Source organism: Burkholderia cenocepacia (assembly GCF_014211915.1).
Lineage (GTDB): Bacteria > Pseudomonadota > Gammaproteobacteria > Burkholderiales > Burkholderiaceae > Burkholderia > Burkholderia orbicola.
Genome location: NZ_CP060040.1, coordinates 278,433 through 296,108, shown reverse-complemented (window position 1 = coordinate 296,108; position 17,676 = coordinate 278,433). Strand labels below are relative to the sequence as shown.

The 17,676-nt window shown below is 67.2% G+C and carries 12 protein-coding genes; 11 read left to right on the top strand and 1 reads right to left on the bottom strand.

Features of this window, described 5'->3' with window-relative positions:
• Positions 1-6 precede the first annotated feature (6 nt).
• A complete protein-coding gene (locus tag SY91_RS17890; protein ID WP_034175292.1) occupies positions 7-843 on the bottom strand; it encodes a CerR family C-terminal domain-containing protein in 837 nt (278 codons plus the stop codon).
• A 91-nt stretch (positions 844-934) separates the two neighbouring features.
• Between SY91_RS17890 and SY91_RS17885 the strand changes: the two genes are divergently transcribed.
• From SY91_RS17885 to SY91_RS17835, 11 genes are all read left to right on the top strand, one after another.
• Positions 935-2,059: an HlyD family secretion protein gene (locus tag SY91_RS17885; RefSeq protein WP_023474443.1), complete on the top strand. Its 1,125-nt coding sequence runs from the start codon at positions 935-937 to the stop codon at positions 2,057-2,059.
• The gene (locus SY91_RS17880; RefSeq protein ID WP_023474442.1) at positions 2,052-3,638 is read left to right on the top strand and encodes an MDR family MFS transporter; all 1,587 of its coding nucleotides are present in this window, start codon (positions 2,052-2,054) and stop codon (positions 3,636-3,638) included. Before SY91_RS17885 ends, SY91_RS17880 begins: the two co-directional genes overlap by 8 nt.
• A gap of 13 nt (positions 3,639-3,651) precedes the next feature.
• Positions 3,652-5,139: an efflux transporter outer membrane subunit gene (locus SY91_RS17875; RefSeq protein ID WP_185921288.1), complete on the top strand. Its 1,488-nt coding sequence runs from the start codon at positions 3,652-3,654 to the stop codon at positions 5,137-5,139.
• Between the two features lie 234 nt (positions 5,140-5,373).
• Positions 5,374-6,909: a catalase gene (locus tag SY91_RS17870; RefSeq protein WP_023474440.1), complete on the top strand. Its 1,536-nt coding sequence runs from the start codon at positions 5,374-5,376 to the stop codon at positions 6,907-6,909.
• A gap of 79 nt (positions 6,910-6,988) precedes the next feature.
• Complete coding sequence (locus tag SY91_RS17865) at positions 6,989-7,600, top strand: ankyrin repeat domain-containing protein (protein WP_023474439.1); 612 nt, start codon at positions 6,989-6,991, stop codon at positions 7,598-7,600.
• A gap of 403 nt (positions 7,601-8,003) precedes the next feature.
• The gene (locus SY91_RS17860; protein WP_023474438.1) at positions 8,004-9,164 is read left to right on the top strand and encodes an efflux RND transporter periplasmic adaptor subunit; all 1,161 of its coding nucleotides are present in this window, start codon (positions 8,004-8,006) and stop codon (positions 9,162-9,164) included.
• A 20-nt stretch (positions 9,165-9,184) separates the two neighbouring features.
• On the top strand, positions 9,185-12,328 hold the full coding sequence (locus SY91_RS17855; RefSeq protein ID WP_023474437.1) for an efflux RND transporter permease subunit: 3,144 nt from the start codon (positions 9,185-9,187) through the stop codon (positions 12,326-12,328).
• Positions 12,329-12,332: 4 nt separating this feature from the next.
• The gene (locus SY91_RS17850) at positions 12,333-13,763 is read left to right on the top strand and encodes an efflux transporter outer membrane subunit (protein WP_043886323.1); all 1,431 of its coding nucleotides are present in this window, start codon (positions 12,333-12,335) and stop codon (positions 13,761-13,763) included.
• Between the two features lie 101 nt (positions 13,764-13,864).
• On the top strand, positions 13,865-14,557 hold the full coding sequence (locus SY91_RS17845) for a response regulator (protein ID WP_043886321.1): 693 nt from the start codon (positions 13,865-13,867) through the stop codon (positions 14,555-14,557).
• 62 nt (positions 14,558-14,619) lie between these two features.
• The gene (locus SY91_RS17840) at positions 14,620-15,180 is read left to right on the top strand and encodes a histidine kinase (protein WP_234621162.1); all 561 of its coding nucleotides are present in this window, start codon (positions 14,620-14,622) and stop codon (positions 15,178-15,180) included.
• Positions 15,181-15,809: 629 nt separating this feature from the next.
• Complete coding sequence (locus SY91_RS17835) at positions 15,810-17,642, top strand: protease pro-enzyme activation domain-containing protein (RefSeq protein WP_006479398.1); 1,833 nt, start codon at positions 15,810-15,812, stop codon at positions 17,640-17,642.
• Positions 17,643-17,676: the final 34 nt, after the last annotated feature.

Below are 17,676 nucleotides of genomic sequence, written 5' to 3'. Positions count from 1 at the left end.
CCGCGCTCAACGCGCGGCGGGCTTCTTCACGCGCGTCGTGCTTTTCGCGGCGGGCGGTACCGCCCCCGGCTTCGCCGCACGTCGTTTCGCCGCGGCACCCTGCGCGCGCTTCGCAGCCGATTCCGCGCCGGCGGCACCCGCATCGCGCTGCGCATGCCATTGCTCGAGCAGCACGCGCGTCTGGTCGGCAATCGTGTCGGTCACCAGCGCCGCGCGCTCGCCTTCGAACGCCTCCCATTCGAGCAACTGCAGCGCCGAACGCTGCGCGACGTGGAACACCGTGATCTGGCCGAACAGGCTCAGCGCGCGCAACCGCGTGACGGGATCGTCGGCCGGTCGCCCCGTGATGCGGCCGATCAATTCCGCGCTCACGTCGTTCAGCGGCTTGCGCATGCGCGTCATCAGGATCTCGCTCGCGCTCGCCGGCTCCTGGCCGCCCTGCTCGCGCGCGAAGAACATCCGCTGGTTCATCGTCTTCGGCGCGGTGAACATCCGGTCCGACAGCGCGCGCAGCAGCCCGACGAACGCATCGATCAGCGCATCGACGCTCGCATGGCCGTCGAGCATCGCCCGCGCATGGCCGACCGCCGGCGCGAACACTTGCCAGCCGTGCTCGGCGATCGTCTCGACGCACGCGCGGTACACCCCTTCCTTGTTCTCGAAGTAGTACTGGAGCGCCGGCGCGTTCACGCCCGCCATCGCGGCGATCTCGCGCGTCGACGCCCCCGCGAACCCGCGTTCGCCGAACAGTTCGATCGCCGCCTCGATGATCCGCTGGCGCGTCTCGTCGCCGCGCGCGTAGCCGCCCGCCGACGTGCGGCGCAGCTTCTTCGCTTCGTTCATGCCTTCCTCGTCATTCGATCGATCCACATTCTACTTGACACAATTTTATCAACTGGAATAATTCTTCCACTTGGAATAATTTGGATCCCGAATGTCGACGCCACAAGACCCGCCACAGAAAGCAGATCGTCAGGAAAACGGAACAACGCCGCGCAACGGCAACGGCGGAACGAGGCGGCGCATCCTGCTCGTGGCCGCCGTGCTCGCGGCCGTCGGCGGCACGGTCTGGCTCGGCCGCTGGTGGACGGTCGGCCGCTTCATCGAAAGCACCAACGACGCGTACCTGCAGGCGGACAGCATGACCGCCGCGCCGAAGGTCGCCGGCTACGTGACCGACGTCTACGTGCGCGACAACCAGCCCGTGAAGGCCGGCGATCCGCTCGTGCGGCTCGACGTCCGTCAGTACCAGGTGGCGCTCGCGCAAGCGCTGGCGACCGTCGATGCCCGCCGCGCCGATATCGCGCGCGCCGAAGCCGACATCAGCCAGCAGCGCGCGAATCTCGAGCAGGCCGACGCGCAGGCGAAGGTGTCGCGCATCAACGCGCAGCACGCAAGTGACGAGTACACGCGCTATGCGCCGCTCGCGGCGACCGGCGCCGAAACGCACGAACGCGTGGCCGACCTGAAAAGCACGCGCGACCAGGCGGCGGCGACACTCGCCGCGAACAACGCGTCGATCGCCGCCGCTCGCACGCAGATCGCATCGTTCACCGCCCAGCTTCAGCAGGCGCGTGCGCAGCTCGAGGCCGCGCAGGCCAGCGCCGCGCAGGCGCAGCTCGACCTCGACAACACGATCGTGCGCAGCACGCTCGCGGGCCGCGTCGGCGATCGCACGGTGCGCGTCGGGCAATACGTGCAGCCCGGCACGCGCCTGCTGACCGTCGTGCCGGTCGATTCGATCTACCTCGTCGCGAACTTCAAGGAAACGCAGATCGGCAACATGCGCATCGGCCAGCCCGTCGAGCTGCATGTCGATGCGCTGCCGGACGGCCCGCTGTCCGGCGTCGTCGACAGCTTCGCGCCCGGCACCGGCGCGCAGTTCGCGCTGCTGCCGCCCGAGAACGCGACCGGCAACTTCACGAAGATCGTCCAGCGCGTGCCGGTGCGCATCCGTCTCGCCGCGAACGCCCGCGCGCAACGCATGCTGCTGCCCGGGCTGTCGGTGACGGTCGACGTCGATACGCGCTCGGCCCGCGACGAGCAGCATCATGGCTGATACGCCCGCCACGATCCCCCTGCCGCCGCGTGAAGGCCGCGCGAGCGTGACCGACTGGATCGCGGTCGCGGCCGGCGCGCTCGGCGCGCTGATGGCGACGCTCGACATCTCGATCACGAATTCCGCGCTGCCGCAGATCCAGGGCGAAATCGGCGCGACCGGCACCGAAGGCACATGGATCTCGACCGGCTACCTGATGTCGGAAATCGTGATGATCCCGCTCGCCGCCTGGCTCACGCGCGTGTTCGGGCTGCGCAATTTCCTGCTGACGAACTCCGCGCTGTTCATCGCATTCTCGATGATGTGCGGCTGGTCGCATTCGCTGCCGATGATGATCGCGGGCCGGATCGGCCAGGGCTTCACCGGCGGCGCGCTGATTCCGACCGCGCAGACGATCATCCGCACGCGCCTGCCGTTGTCGCAGTTGCCGGTCGGAATGACGCTGTTCGGCCTGATCGTGCTGCTCGGGCCGCTGTTCGGCCCCGTGCTCGGCGGTTGGCTCGCGGAAAACGTGAACTGGAGCTGGTGCTTCTTCCTGAACCTGCCCGTGTGCCTGCTCCTGATGGCGCTGCTGGTGTTCGGGCTGCCGTCGGACCGCCCGCAATGGAGCGCATTCTTCAACGCGGACTGGCTCGGCATCTTCGGCCTCGCGATCGGCCTGAGCTCGCTGACCGTCGTGCTCGAGGAAGGCCAGCGCGAACGCTGGTTCGAATCGCAGATGATCGTCACGCTGAGCATCGTGTCGTTCGTCGGGATGGTCCTGATCGCGCTGTCGCAGCGCTTCGCGAAGCGGCCGATCATGCGGCTGTCGCTGATGCGCAACCCGCGCTACGCGAGCGTGATCGTGATCGTGTCCGCGGTCGGCGCCGGGCTGTACGGCGTGTCCTACCTGCTGCCGCAGTTCCTCGCGATCGTCGCCGGCTACAACGCGGAACAGGCCGGTGCGATCATGCTGCTGTCGGGGCTGCCGGCCTTTCTCGTGATGCCGATCCTGCCGCGCCTGCTCGGCAAGGTCGATTTCCGCATCCTCGTGATCGCGGGGCTGCTGCTGTTCTGCCTGAGCTGCATGCTCGACATCAGCCTGACCGCACAGAGCGTGGGCCACGATTTCGTATGGTCGCAACTGATCCGCGGCCTCGCGCAGATGCTCGCGATGATGCCGCTCAACCAGGCGTCGATGGCGGCCGTCGCGCGCGAAGACTCGGGCGATGCGGCCGGACTCTACAACATGGCGCGCAACCTCGGCGGCTCGATCGGGCTCGCGATCATCGGCACCGTGATCGACCGGCGCACGACCTTCCATACGGCCGCGCTGCGCGAATCGGTGACCGCGAACTCGCTGATCGGGCAGGATCGCCTGTCGGCCTATGCGGCCAACTGGTTCGCGCACACCGGCGATCTCGCGTATTCGAACCTGCGCGCGCTCGGCCAGCTGGCGCAGCAGATCCAGATCCAGGCCGTCGTGATGACCTATTCCGAAACCTTCTATCTGCTGGGCCTCGCGCTGCTCGCCTGCGTGCCGCTCGCGCTGCTGCTGAGAACGCCGCGCGGGCCGCAACCGATGTCGTCCGGCCATTGACCCGTCATACGCGATGAAACCCTTCTCCCTGCCCCGCCGCTCCGCGCTCACCCTGTGCGCGGCCGCGTGCCTGCTCGCCGGCTGCACGGTCGGCCCCGACTACCGCGGCGCGCCCGCCGCGCCCGATGCATCGACCTTCGTGCGTGCGCCGGCCACCGGCGTCGACACCGCCTTGCCCGCGCCGGGCGCGTGGTGGCATGCGCTGAACGATCGCCAGCTCGACGCGCTGATCGTCGCCGCGCTCGTGTACAACCCCGATCTGCACGCGGCGCAGGCCCGCTTGCGCGCGGCACGCGCGCAGCTCTCGCAACAGCGCGCCGCGCAGATGCCGAAATCGTCGGCCACCGTCGCGGCCATCCGCATGCGCGAGCCGGACGTCAGCGCGCTCGGCTCGCTGCTGCCGTCGAACGGCTCGGAGCAATCGGGCGGCACGTCACCGTCGCTCGGTGGCTCGGGGCCGCTGCAACTCTATTCGGCGGGCTTCGACGCGACCTGGGAAATCGACCTGTTCGGCGGCACGCGCCGCGCGGTCGAAGCCGCATCCGCCCAGGCCGAAGCGGTCGATGCCGATCTCGCCGACACGCAGGTGTCGATCGCGGCCGAAGTCGCGAATGCGTATGTCGACCTGCGCGACCAGCAGCAACGACTTGCGTTGTCGAAGCGCACCGCGCAACTGCAGCAGCAGATGCTCGAACTCACGCAGCAGCGCCGCGCGCGCGGCGTCGCGGCCGATGCCGACATCGAGCGACTGACGACGCAGGTCGAGAACACGCGCGCGTCGCTGATCCCGCTCGATGCCCAGGTGACCGAATCGCTCGACCGGCTCGCGATCCTGACGGGCCGCGCGCCGGGCGCACTCGATGCGGCGCTGTCGACCGCGGACGCGGCATTGCCGACGCTGCCCGCCAGCGTCGCGATCGGCGATCCGGCCACGCTGCTGAAACAGCGCCCCGATATTCGCGCGGCCGAACGCCGGCTTGCGTCCAGCAATGCGCAGATCGGCGAGCATGTCGCCGACTATTTTCCGAAGGTGACGTTGCTCGGCGATCTCGGCTTCAGCGCGACGGACCCCGGCCACCTGTTCCGCAAGCAGAATTTCACGTGGGTCGGTGCGCCGTACCTGCAATGGAACATTCTCGACTTCGGACGCACGCGTGGCGCGGTACGCGCGGCAGAAGCGTCGCGCGATGAAGCGGAGGCGAATTATCAGAAGGCCGTGCTCGGTGCATTACAGGATGCCAACACCGCGTTGCAGCGTTACGGACATCAGCGCGAGCACGTCGTCGCATTGACGAAGGTGCAGACGTCGGCCGTGCATTCGCGCGCGCTGATGGACCAGCGCTATCGCGCGGGTGTCGCGTCGATGATCGACCTGCTCGATACGCAACGTGAAGCGCTCGCCGCGCAGCAGAACGTGATCGCCGGACAGGCCGAACTGATCAAGAACTACGTGTCGGTGCAGAAGAGTCTCGGGCTCGGCTGGCAGGCAAGCGCCGGTTGACGCACCGCCGCAAATCATGCGCGACCGATGCATCATGCTCGTTGAAACAATCCAGCAATAACTCATTGCGCGCGCAACAATCCCGCTTCGGTTCTTGCGCAACGAACGGGCTCGCGCCGCATCGATCCCACGGCTATCGAAAACATATCGAATATCAATTAGCCAATCGTCTGACGATCTCTTCTAATTCAGTCGGTTTCCCCACCACCGATCGGATCAAGGAGTTCCATCGTCATGTCCTCATCCTCCCATCGCGTGCTGCGGCACGCAGTCGCCGCAATCTGCGTTGCACTCTCCGCCTCTCCGTACGCCGCCGAACTCACGCGGGACACCGGCGCGCCCGTCGGCGACAACCAGAATTCGCAGACGGCCGGCCCCGCCGGCCCGGTGCTGCTGCAGGATTCCGCGCTCATCGAGAAACTGCAGCGCTTCGACCGCGAACGCATTCCCGAGCGCGTCGTGCATGCGCGCGGCACCGGCGCATTCGGCGAGTTCGTGCCGAGCGCCGACATCTCCGACCTGACGAAAGCGAAAGTCTTCACGCCGGGCACCCGCACCCCCGTATTCGTGCGCTTCTCCACCGTGATGGGCTATCGCGGCTCGCCCGAGCAGGCGCGCGACCCGCGCGGCTTCGCGGTGAAGTTCTATACGCAGCAGGGCAACTGGGACATGGTCGGCATCAACTGGCCGGTGTTCTTCATTCGCGACGGCATCAAGTTCCCCGACTTCGTGCACGCGAACAAGCCGAGCGCCGTGACCGGCGTGCAGGACCCGAACCTCGCGTTCGACTTCTTCGCGCACACGCCCGAAGCGACCCACATGCTGACGCGGCTGTACACGGACGAGGGCATGCCCGATTCGTATCGCCGCATGGACGGCTTCGCGGTGCATGCGTTCAAGTTCGTCAATGCGCAAGGCGACGTGCACTACGTGAAGTTCCACTGGAAGAGCCAGCAAGGCGTACACGGCCTGCGCCCGCAAGAAATCCCGGCGTCGATCGGCCGCGACTGGAACCTGATGACGAACGACCTGTACGGCGCGCTCAAACAGGGCGATTTCCCGAAGTGGGACCTGTACGTGCAGGTGCTCACGCCGAAGGATCTGAACCGCTTCGACTTCGACGCGCTCGACGATACGAAGGTGTGGACCGGCGTGCCTGAACGCAAGATCGGCACGATGACGCTCAATCGCGTGCCCGACAACTACTTCCAGTCGACCGAGGAATCGGCGTTCGCGCCGTCGCGGCTCGTGCCGGGGATCGAGCCGTCCGAGGACCGGATGCTGCAGGATCGCCTGTTCGCGTACGCCGACACGCAGATGTACCGGCTCGGCGCGAACTACATGGATCTGCCGATCAATCGCCCGGTCGTGCCGGTCGTCAACAACAACCAGGACGGCAAGATGAACGCCGGCGACCGCAAGGGCGAGGTGAATTACGAACCGTCGACGCTGAACGAACTCGCGCAGGACCCGCAGTACAAGTCGGTCCGCATGGCGCTCAGCGGCACGACGCAACAGGAAGCGATACGCAAGAAGCTGCCGTTCCGTCAGGCGGGCGAGTACTACCGCAGCCTGTCGCAGCAGGACAAGGACGACCTCGTCACCGCGCTGTCCGGCGACCTCGGCCAGGTGAAGAATGCGCAGAACCAGTACGCGATGCTGTCGTACTTCTACAAGGCGGACGCCGATTACGGTACGCGGCTCGCGCAGGCCGTTCACGCGAACGTCCAGCAAGTGCAGTCGCTCGCGGCGAAGCTGAGCGACAACTGATCCCCGCGACTCCGGTCGCTGCCGACGTGTGCGACACGCGCCGCGCACGTCGGCCCGGCCACTTCATCAGGACACCCTCATGCGATCCGAACGCTTCCCCCACACGATCCGTGCGGCCGTGGCGGCGCTCGCGCTGGCCGCGCTCGCCGGCTGCGCGCACCTGCCCGACCAGCCGACGTACGGCAAGGCCGCCCCTGCCGAGCTGCGCCGCTATGACGGCGACTGGTTCGACGCCGCGCGCGTCGGCCGCGTCGATATCCTGCGCGCGTTGCACGATGCCGGCTATCCGGTCGACGCCACCGACAGCCACGGCTATACGGCCGTGATCCTCGCGTCGTACGACGGCCAGCCCGCGGCGCTCGACTACCTGTTGTCGGTCGGCGCCGATGCGTGCGTCGGCGATCGTCACGGCAACACCGCGCTGATGGGCGCCCTCTTCCGGAACGAGCCCGATATCGCGCGACGCCTGATCGACACGCGCTGCCCGATCGACCAGACGAACGGCGCCGGCGAAACCGCGCTGGGATTCGCGACGCTGTTCAACCGCTTCGAGCTGATTCCGCTGCTCGTCGCGCATGGCGCGAATCCGAACCATGTCGACCGGCGCGGCCAGTCACTGCTTCAACTCGCGCTGACGCACGACAACACGTATGCCGCGGACGCACTGCGAAATGCCGGCGCCAAACCGTAGCGCGCCCGCGCGTCAAATGGCGCGCCCCATTCGCTGACCCGATCCGCGTCGCCATCGCGCGATGCCGGCGCCATGTCGTGCACGTGTGCGCCCAGCGGCCCCGTCATGGCCAGCCAGCTGCAGACGCACCGCGCCTCGTCGTGCAGTTCCTCCGGCCCCCTGCCGGCTCGATCTTTAACCACCAGCGCGAGCCGGCACGCGCGTCGAGCCGAAACACCGCGCGCCCGACACCGCGCCGCACCCTGTTCGTCCGAGCATTCCGCTTCGGCTCATCCCCTCCTTTCGGCGCCTTTCGCCGCCTCCATCGAATCTCCATCTTTCCGCATCAAAGCCCCCAACTAATCCAAGCACACTCCGCCCCGTCAAAGCAGGCAGTGGGCTGCCTGCGCTTCCTGGAGTCGCTATGAAGAATCAGAAACGATGCTGCCACGGCGCCGTATGCGCGCTGGTGGCGGCAATGCTGGCGGGGTGCGGGCCGTCCGAGCAGCAGGCCGCCGCACCGGCCACCCCGGTCGCGGCCATGACGGTGGCCGCCACGCGCGTCGACGTGACCGAAGACCTGCCGGGCCGCGTCGCGGCCGTGCGGGTGGCCGAGATCCGGCCGCAGGTGAGCGGCATCGTGCAACGCCGGCTGTTCGAACAAGGCACCGAAGTGCGCGCCGGCCAGCCGCTGTTCCAGATCAATCCGGCACCGTTCAAGGCCGAGATGGACACGGCCGCCGCCTCGCTGCAGCGTGCGCAGGCCGCGCTCGAGCGCGCGAAGGTGCAGACGGCGCGCTTCAAGCCGCTCGTCGAGGCCGACGCGATCAGCCGCCAGGTGTACGACGACGCCGTATCGCAACGCGACCAGGCCGCGGCCGACGTCGCGCAGGCCCGCGCGACGCTCGCGCGCCGCCAGCTCGACCTGAAGTTCGCGACCGTGGAAGCGCCGATCGCCGGCCGCATCGACCAGGCGCTCGTGACCGAAGGCGCGCTGGTGTCGAGCAGCGACAGCCAGCCGATGGCGCGCATCCAGCAGATCGACCAGGTTTACGTGGACGTGCGGCAACCAGCCGCCTCGCTCGAGGCGTTGCGCGACGCGCTCGCGTCGCAGCCGCAAGCGTCGGACGGCAACGGCCTGCCGGTCGACGTGCTGCGCGACGACGACACGCGTTACGACGTAAAGGGCCGCATGCTGTTCTCGGGCGTCAACGTCGATCCGGGCACCGGCGACGTGCTGCTGCGCGTGCTGGTCGACAACCCGAAACGCCAGTTGCTGCCGGGCATGTACGTGCGTGCCCGGATTCCGCGCGCGCACTACGCCAACGCCGTGATGGTGCCGCAACAGGCCATCGTGCGCGCCGGCGGCAAGCCGCAGGTGTGGGTGCTCGACGCGAAAGGTACCGCTCGTCTGAAAGCGGTCGAGGTCGGCGAACTGACGAACCGCAGCTATCGCATCAAGTCGGGCCTGCAGGCCGGCCAGAAGATCGTCGTCGAAGGCATGGAGCGCCTGACCGACGGCGCACCGGCTGCCGCGACCGACTGGAAGTCGCCTGACGCGGTCGCCACCGCGTCCGCGCACTGAGTCACGAGGAGCCTCCAGCCATGGCTGAATTCTTTATCCGACGCCCGGTGTTTGCGTGGGTGATCGCGCTCTTCATCATCCTGACCGGGCTGATCGCGATCCCGCAACTGCCGGTCGCGCGCTACCCGTCGGTCGCGCCGCCGTCCGTCACGATCACCGCGAGCTACCCGGGCGCCACGCCGCAGACGATGAACGACGGCGTGCTGAGCCTCATCGAGCGCGAATTGTCCGGCGTCAAGAACCTGCTGTACTTCGAATCGTCGGCCGATACCTCGGGCCAGGCGCAGATCACCGTGACGTTCAAGCCCGGCACCCATCCAGAGATGGCACAGGTCGACGTGCAGAACAAGATCAAGTCGGTCGAGCCGCGCCTGCCCGCCGCCGTGCGTCAGAACGGACTGATCGTCGAATCCGCGTCGTCAGGTTTCCTGATGATCGTCAGCCTGCGCTCCGACAACGGCCGCTTCGACGAAGGCGCGCTCGCCGACTACATGGCGCGCAGCGTCTCCGAGGAACTGCGGCGCATCGACGGCGTCGGCCGTGTGCTGCAGTTCGGTTCGGAACGCGCGATGCGCATCTGGGTCGATCCGCAGAAGCTGATCAATTTCGGCCTGTCGATGAGCGACCTGACGACCGCGATCGGCCAGCAGAACGTGCAGATCGCGCCGGGCAGCCTCGGTGCGCTGCCCGCGCTGCCCGGCCAGCGCGTGACCGTGCCGCTCACCGCGCAAGGTCAGCTCACGACGCCGGAGGCGTTCGCGAAGGTCGTGCTGCGCGCGAACGCGGACGGCTCGAAGGTCGTGCTCGGCGACGTCGCCCGCGTTGAACTCGGCTCGCAGAACTACACGTTCGTGAGCCGCGAGAACAACAAGCCGGCCACCCTCGCCGGCGTGCAGCTCGCGCCTGGCGCCAACGCGGTGAAGACCGCGGACGCGATCCGCGCCCGCATGGCCGAACTGAGCAAGTCGATGCCGTCGGGCATGAGCTACTCGATCCCGCTCGACACGTCGCCGTTCGTGAAGATCTCGATCGAGAAAGTGCTGCACACGCTGCTCGAGGCGATGGTGCTCGTGTTCCTCGTGATGTACCTGTTCCTGCAGAACGTGCGCTATACGCTGATCCCGGCCATCGTCGCGCCGGTCGCGATGCTCGGCACGTTCACGGTGATGCTGCTGACCGGCTTCTCGATCAACGTGCTGACGATGTTCGGCATGGTGCTCGCGATCGGCATCATCGTCGACGACGCGATCGTCGTCGTCGAGAACGTCGAACGCCTGATGGCCGAGGAAGGACTGTCGCCGAAGGACGCGACGTCGAAGGCGATGAAGGAGATCACCGGCGCGATCATCGGCGTCACGCTGGTGCTGACCGCGGTGTTCCTGCCGATGGCGATGGCGAGCGGCTCGGTCGGCGTGATCTACAAGCAGTTCACGCTGTCGATGGCCGTGTCGATCCTGTTCTCCGCGCTGCTGGCGCTGACGCTCACGCCGGCCCTGTGCGCGACGATGCTCAAGCCGCTCGCACCGGGCCATCACGAGAAGCGCGGCTTCTTCGGCTGGTTCAACCGCCGCTTCGATCGCATGACGAAATGGTACGAGACGCGCGTCGGCCGCCTGGTCGGTCGCACGGGCCGCGTGATGCTGGTGTTCGTCGCGATTTCGGGCGCACTGGTGCTCGGTTTCCGCAGCCTGCCGTCGTCGTTCCTGCCGGACGAAGACCAGGGCTACTTCATCACCAGCTTTCTGTTGCCCGCCGACGCTACCGCCGAGCGTACGCACGACGTGGTCAAGACGCTGGAGAAGCATCTTGCTTCGCGTCCGGCAATCCAGTCGAGCATTTCCGTGATCGGCTACGGCTTCTCGGGCCAGGGCTCGAACGCGGCGATCAACTGGTCGGTGATGAAGGACTGGAAAAACCGCGGCGGCGCGTCGACGATCGAGGAAGGCATGCTCGCGCAGCAGGCGATGGCCGGCGTGACCGAAGGCACGGTGATGAGCCTGCTGCCGCCGGCGATCGACGAACTCGGCAACAGCTCGGGCTTCTCGATGCGTCTGGAAGACCGCGCCAACCAGGGCGCGGCGGCGCTCAAGGCAGCGGAAGTCAAGCTGCTCGAACTCGCCGCGCAAAGCAAGGTCGTGACCGGCGTGTACCCCGACAGCCTGCCGGCCGGCACCAGTATCCGCCTTGAGATCGACCGCGCGAAAGCGCAGGCGCTCGGCGTGTCGTTCACGACGCTCAGCGACACGCTGTCGACCGCGATGGGCTCGACCTACGTGAACGACTTCCCGAACGCGGGCCGCATGCAGCAGGTGATCATCCAGGCCGACGCGCCGGCACGCATGCAGATCGACAACGTGATGAAGCTGTACGTGCGCAACGCGGCCGGCGGCATGGTGCCGCTGTCCGAGGTGGTGCGCCCCGTGTGGACCGACACGCCGCTGCAGATGGTGCGCTTCAAGGGCTATCCGTCCGCGCGCATTTCCGGCAACGCGGCGCCCGGCCAGTCGAGCGGCGCGGCGATGGCCGAGATGGAACGGCTCGCCGCGCAACTGCCGCCGGGCTTCGCGGTCGAGTGGACCGGCCAGTCGCTGCAGGAACGCCAGTCGGCGTCGCAGGCGCCGATGCTGATGGTGTTGTCGATGATCGTCGTGTTCCTGGTGCTCGCCGCGCTGTACGAAAGCTGGTCGATCCCGCTGTCGGTAATGCTCGTGGTGCCGCTCGGCCTGATCGGCGCGATCGGTGCGGTGCTGTTGCGCGGCATGCCGAACGACGTGTTCTTCAAGGTCGGGATGATCACCGTGATCGGCCTGTCCGCGAAGAACGCGATCCTGATCGTCGAGTTCGCGAAGCAGTTGCGCGAGGAAGGCAAGGGCTTGATCGAAGCGGCCGTGCAGGCGTCGAAGCTGCGCCTGCGCCCGATCCTGATGACCTCGCTCGCGTTCGGCCTCGGCGTCGTGCCGCTGATGATCGCGACCGGCGCCAGCGCCGAAACGCAGCACGCGATCGGCACCGGCGTGTTCGGCGGCATGGTGACCGCCACGGTGCTGGCTATTTTCTTCGTCCCTGTTTTCTTTGTGTTCGTGATGAGTATCCAGGAGCGTATCGGCGCATGGCAGGCTTCCCGCACGCAGCCGGCTTCCCCGACTCACGAACAGGAAGGTTGATGCCATGCGATTGCTTATTCTTCCCCTCGTCCTCGCGCTGTCGGCCTGCTCGCTGGCGCCCACGCTGGTCAGACCGTCGATGCCGGTGCCGACGGCCTACACCACCGCCGCTGCCGCCAATCCCGACGCGAACGCCGCCGACCTCGGCTGGCGCACGATGTTCGGCGACCGCCGCCTGCAACGCCTGATCGAGCTCGCGCTCGAGCACAACCGCGACCTGCGCGTGGCCGCGCTGAACGTCGAGGCCGCCGAAGCGCAGTACGGCATCCAGCGTGCCGCGCGCCTGCCGTCGATCAGCGCCGGCGCGAACTTCACGCGCCAGCGTACGTCGGACGACACGCAGTCGAATCCGCCGCTGTTCGGCGCGACGCAGAACCAGTACGGCGTCAACGTCGGCATCAGCGCGTTCGAGATCGACCTGTTCGGCCGCGTGAAATCGATGTCGGATGCGGCGTTCGCGCGCTACCTCGCGACCGATCACGGCCGCCGCGCGGTGCAGATCTCGCTCGTCGGCGGCGTGGCGGACGCGTACTTCGCGGAACGCCTCGCGCACGAGCAACGCCAGTTGTCCGAACGCACGCTCGCCGACTGGCAGCAGTCGCTCGATCTCGCGCGCCGCCTGAAGGAAGCGCATCAGGCGAGCGGCGTCGACATCGCGCAGGCCGAAGGCCAGGTCGCGAGCGCGACGGCCGATCTCGAAGCGCGCACGCGCGCCGTCGAGCAGGCACGCAATGCATTGCGCCTGCTGATCGGCACCGAGCTGCCGAAGGATCTGCCCGAGCCGCTGCCGCTTCAGCAGCAACCGGTGATGACCCAACTGCCGGCCGGCTTGCCGTCTGAACTGCTGTTCCGTCGCCCGGATATCCAGCACGCCGAACAGAATCTCGTCGCCGCGAATGCGGACATCGGCGCCGTGCGCGCCGCGTTCTTCCCGCGCCTGTCGCTGACGTCGTCGATCGGCTTCCTCAGCCCCGCGATGGGCAGCCTGTTCGACGGCGGGCAGCGCGCATGGAGCTTCGCGCCGCAGGTCACGGTGCCGATCTTCCAGGGCGGGCGGCTGCGTGCCGAGCTGCGTCTCGCGGAAGTGCGCAAGTCCAGCGCGGTCGCCGAGTACGAACGCGCGATCCAGGCCGCGTTCCGCGAAGTGGCCGACGGCATCGCCGGACGTGAAACCTTCGGCCGTCAGATCGAAGCCCAAACGCGCGTGGTCGGCTCGGCCGAACGCCGCACCGACCTGTCGAACCTGCGTTATCGCGCGGGTGTCGAGGGGCGGCTGGAGTTGCTCGATTCGCAGCGGCAGCTCTATGCGGCACGACAGGCGCTGCTCGACCTGCGCCGCAGCGAGCTCGGCAATGCCGTCGCGCTGTACAAGGCGCTCGGCGGCGGCCTGACGGACCAGGACGTCGCACCGTCGAAGCGCGTGGTGCAGAACTGAACGAACGGCGCCGTTCCGTCCCGCGCGGCAGCGTGGCGGAACGGTGCGCTCCGGCCCGGCAACGAGCCGCCCCGATTGTTCGACACGGCACGGCACACTCCATGACGAATTCCCTGATACTGATTGCAGAAGACGAGCCCGACATCTCGGACATCCTCGATGCCTACCTGAAACACGACGGCTTTCGCACCTACCGCGTCGCCGACGGGCAAGCGGTGCTCGACATGCAGCCGCACCTGAAGCCCGACCTGATCCTGCTCGACGTGAAAATGCCGCAGAAGAACGGCTGGGACGTGCTCGCCGAACTGCGACGGCGCGACAACACGCCCGTCGTCGTGCTCACCGCGTTCGATCGCGATCTCGACCGGCTGCAGGCACTGCACGCCGGCGCGGACGACTACATCGTCAAGCCGTTCAACCCGGCCGAGGTCGTCGCGCGGTTGCGCGCGATCCTGCGCCGGTCCGCCGCGCCGCCGACCCTGCGCATGCTGCGCGTCGGCGACCTCGAGATCGACACCGACAGCTATCTGGCCCGCGTGCGCACAGCGGGCGCCGAGGTGCCGATCACACTGACGCTGACGGAGTTCCGGCTGCTCGCGCACATGGCGAGATCGCCGAGCCGCGTGTTCACGCGCGGCGAATTGCTCGACGCGTGCATGGCCGACGTCAGCGCGCTGGAACGCACGGTCGACAGCCACATCTGCCGGCTGCGCAAGAAACTCGAACAGGCCGGCGCACCGGGCATGCCCGAAGTGATGCGCGGCGTCGGCTACCGGCTGCGGGGCGTGCATTGATGCGGCCGGTCAGGCCCGGTCGGCAAATCGGGCAGACGATCGGCCTCGCCGCGATCGTCGTCGTGTTGCTCGCCGGCACCGTTGCGTTCGTCGTCCATGCATTGCATGCGCCGGCCGCGTTGCCGCACGACGCGAGCGCCGACGCGATGCTCCGCAGTGCGTCCACTTGCCTGATGCTGGCGACGGCGCTGTTCGTCTGCCTGCTGGCCGCCGCGTTCGACCTGTTCAGGCTGCTCCGCCGCATGCTCGCGACGCTCGACGCCATGGCGGACACCGCCGGCCGGATCGTGGCCGGCGATCCGTCGGCGCGCACGGTTTCCCGCGACGGCTGCCCGGCCGACCTCGCGCGCTTCATCGACCACTTCAATGCGATGACTCACTCAATGAAATCCACGAATCCTTCCGATGCGACGGCCACCGTCGCCAGCAGCAGTCGCGTCACGCTCACCCACCTCGCCGAACTCGAAACGCGGCTCGACGCCATCAAGGCGCTCGCCACCGATGATGCGGACGCTTCCGCGCGCGACGCGCTGCTTCAGCAGGTCGACGCGCTGTTCCGCTGCGTCGAAGACCTTCAGCTAACCGAACGACAGGCGCCGGCGATTCGAACATTTCCTCGATAACGAACAGCCGTTTCAATACGCATCGGAAAGGATCGGCGAGTCGCTTTCGGCATTACCTGCCTTGCAGGTTTCGAACATTACAAAACACTGCCGATCTTTTCAAAATCATTGCGGTTTATTCTATTTAATTTTATTTCATATAATCAAAAAAAGTTTGACACCGCGCTTTCGTTCTTGATACCGTCCGATGCAAGCAATCCGACGGATTGCCCGCCACGCAAACGATTCCGCTCCACGTTTTTTCGCTTCCGCTGCACCGAAGTACGCGCCGCCGAATGATGCGTTCGCCCGCCGGCGCGTGCAGTATCCCGATGCATTTCAATGGACGGCTGCCATCCGGCAGCGGGCCGAAGGATCGAATCAAATGAGCAGGATAACGAAGCTGTTGCTCTAGCAATCCCGCCCGCGCCGACTCCGGCGCGACTGCCCCGCCCTGCGGCGCAGCTTTCCCGTTACCGCGTTTTCCGTATTTCGCCTCCGGAGAAAAACCACTTTCCGGATCGGGCGAAAGGCCCTGTCGCGTTCGTGCCATCCGCCCGCATGCGACAGAAAGCGGCGGTGCATGACCCGCACCGCTGTCGACCGTTGTTGTTCGTGCCGTTCGTTGTTCAACCGGAGGGGTAATTCAAATGAATCAGGTTGCAAACAAGAATCAAAAGCACATTCGCGTCGTCAAACTCGCATTCGCCGCCGCAGCAGCCGCGACGTTCGGCATGGCGACCGCCCATGCCGCGCCCGCGGCCGGCTGGACGGAAACGCGCACCAAGGGCTTCCTGCCGCTCGTGCAGCAGAACGAAGCCGGTACGGCCGGCGCGCCCGCGGCGAGCACGGCAGCCGCTGCCGCCTCGGCGATCGACATGGCGCCCGGCGAATCGGTGGACATCGTGCTCGGGCTGAACCTGCGCAACGAAGCCCAGCTCGACCAGTACCTGCGCGACCTGCATACGCCCGGCTCGCCGCACTACCGGCAGTTCCTCACGCCTGCGCAATTCGCCGCGCAATATGCGCCGACCGACCAGCAGGTCGCCTCCGTCGTCGCCCACCTGCGCAAGGCCGGCTTCGTGAATATCGTGGTCGCGCCGAACCGGCTGCTGGTCTCCGCGTCCGGCACCGCGGGCACCGTCCAGTCCGCGTTCCGCACGACCCTCAAGCGCTTCACGCGCAACGGCCGCAGCGTCTATGCGAACACCGACGCCGCGCAAGTGCCGAACGCGATCGGCAACGTCGTCGGCGCGGTGCTCGGCCTGCAGAACGTCGAGCTCGTGCATACGGGCGCGGGCAGCAAGCCGCAAGGCAACACCAGCAACCTGACGATCCCGGCCGGCGCGTCGGCGGTGCCGCACAATCCGACCGAGTTCTCGTCGATCTACGGCGGCGACGGCACGCCCACGGCCTCGCAGACCACGGTCGGCATCATCTCCGAAGGCGACCTGTCGCAGACGGTGAGCGACCTCAATACGTTCGCCGCGAACAACGGCCTCGGCACGATCAGCAGCAGCATCGTGAAGACGGGCCCGGCCGGCAGTTCGTACACCGACACCGACGGCACCGTCGAATGGAACCTCGACAGCCAGTCGATCGTCGGCGCGGCCGGCGGCAGCGTGAAGCAGGTCGTGTTCTACGTCGCGCCGTCGATGACGCTCACCGCGATCACGGCCGCGTACAACAAGGCCGTGACCGACAACGTCGCGAAGGTGATCAACGTGTCGCTCGGCGTGTGCGAATCGTCCGCGAACAGCACCGGCTCGCAGGCAACCGACGACACCATCTTCAAGCAGGCGGTCGCGCAAGGGCAAACCTTCTCCGTTTCCGCCGGCGACCACGGCGCGTACGAATGCGCGAGCGGCACGCCGTCGCGCTCGACCTACACGGTGAGCGAGCCGGCCACGTCGCCGTACGTGATCGCGGTGGGCGGCACGACGCTGTTCACCAATACGTCGACCAATGCGTACAACAGCGAGATCGTCTGGAACGATCCGAGCTGGCAGCCGGGCACCGTGTGGTCGACGGGCGGCGGGTACAGCAAGTACGAGGCCGCGCCGACGTGGCAGTCGTCGACCCTCACCGGCTCGACCAAGCGCGCGCTGCCCGACGTCGGCTTCGACGCCGACCTGCGCACGGGTGCGATTCTCGTCGTGAACGGCCAGACGTCGGACACGCTGTGGGGTTCGGGGTACCTGAACAACGAAGGCGGCACGAGCCTCGCCGCGCCGATCTTCACCGGCATCTGGGCGCGGCTGCAGTCGGCCAACAACAACGCGCTCGGGTTCCCCGCGTCGAGCATCTACAAGTACTTCCCGTCCAACGCCGCGCTGCTGCACGACGTCACGTCCGGCAACAACGGTAGCGGCACTTACGGCTACAAGGCGAAGGCCGGCTGGGATGCGACGACGGGCTTCGGCAGCGTGAACATCTCGAAGCTGAACGCGTTCATCCAGAGCACGTCGGATTTCGCGCGCTGATGGGCCGTTGACCGAACCGGGTGCGGTTGCGCAA

What these genes read in the sequence shown, in the direction of transcription:
- SY91_RS17890 (WP_034175292.1), bottom strand. Translation starts at nt 843, where the DNA reads ATGAACGAAGCGAAGAAGCTGCGCCGCACGTCGGCGGGCGGCTACGCG.
- SY91_RS17885 (WP_023474443.1), top strand. Translation starts at nt 935, where the DNA reads ATGTCGACGCCACAAGACCCGCCACAGAAAGCAGATCGTCAGGAAAAC.
- SY91_RS17880 (WP_023474442.1), top strand. Translation starts at nt 2,052, where the DNA reads ATGGCTGATACGCCCGCCACGATCCCCCTGCCGCCGCGTGAAGGCCGC.
- SY91_RS17875 (WP_185921288.1), top strand. Translation starts at nt 3,652, where the DNA reads ATGAAACCCTTCTCCCTGCCCCGCCGCTCCGCGCTCACCCTGTGCGCG.
- SY91_RS17870 (WP_023474440.1), top strand. Translation starts at nt 5,374, where the DNA reads ATGTCCTCATCCTCCCATCGCGTGCTGCGGCACGCAGTCGCCGCAATC.
- SY91_RS17865 (WP_023474439.1), top strand. Translation starts at nt 6,989, where the DNA reads ATGCGATCCGAACGCTTCCCCCACACGATCCGTGCGGCCGTGGCGGCG.
- SY91_RS17860 (WP_023474438.1), top strand. Translation starts at nt 8,004, where the DNA reads ATGAAGAATCAGAAACGATGCTGCCACGGCGCCGTATGCGCGCTGGTG.
- SY91_RS17855 (WP_023474437.1), top strand. Translation starts at nt 9,185, where the DNA reads ATGGCTGAATTCTTTATCCGACGCCCGGTGTTTGCGTGGGTGATCGCG.
- SY91_RS17850 (WP_043886323.1), top strand. Translation starts at nt 12,333, where the DNA reads ATGCGATTGCTTATTCTTCCCCTCGTCCTCGCGCTGTCGGCCTGCTCG.
- SY91_RS17845 (WP_043886321.1), top strand. Translation starts at nt 13,865, where the DNA reads ATGACGAATTCCCTGATACTGATTGCAGAAGACGAGCCCGACATCTCG.
- SY91_RS17835 (WP_006479398.1), top strand. Translation starts at nt 15,810, where the DNA reads ATGAATCAGGTTGCAAACAAGAATCAAAAGCACATTCGCGTCGTCAAA.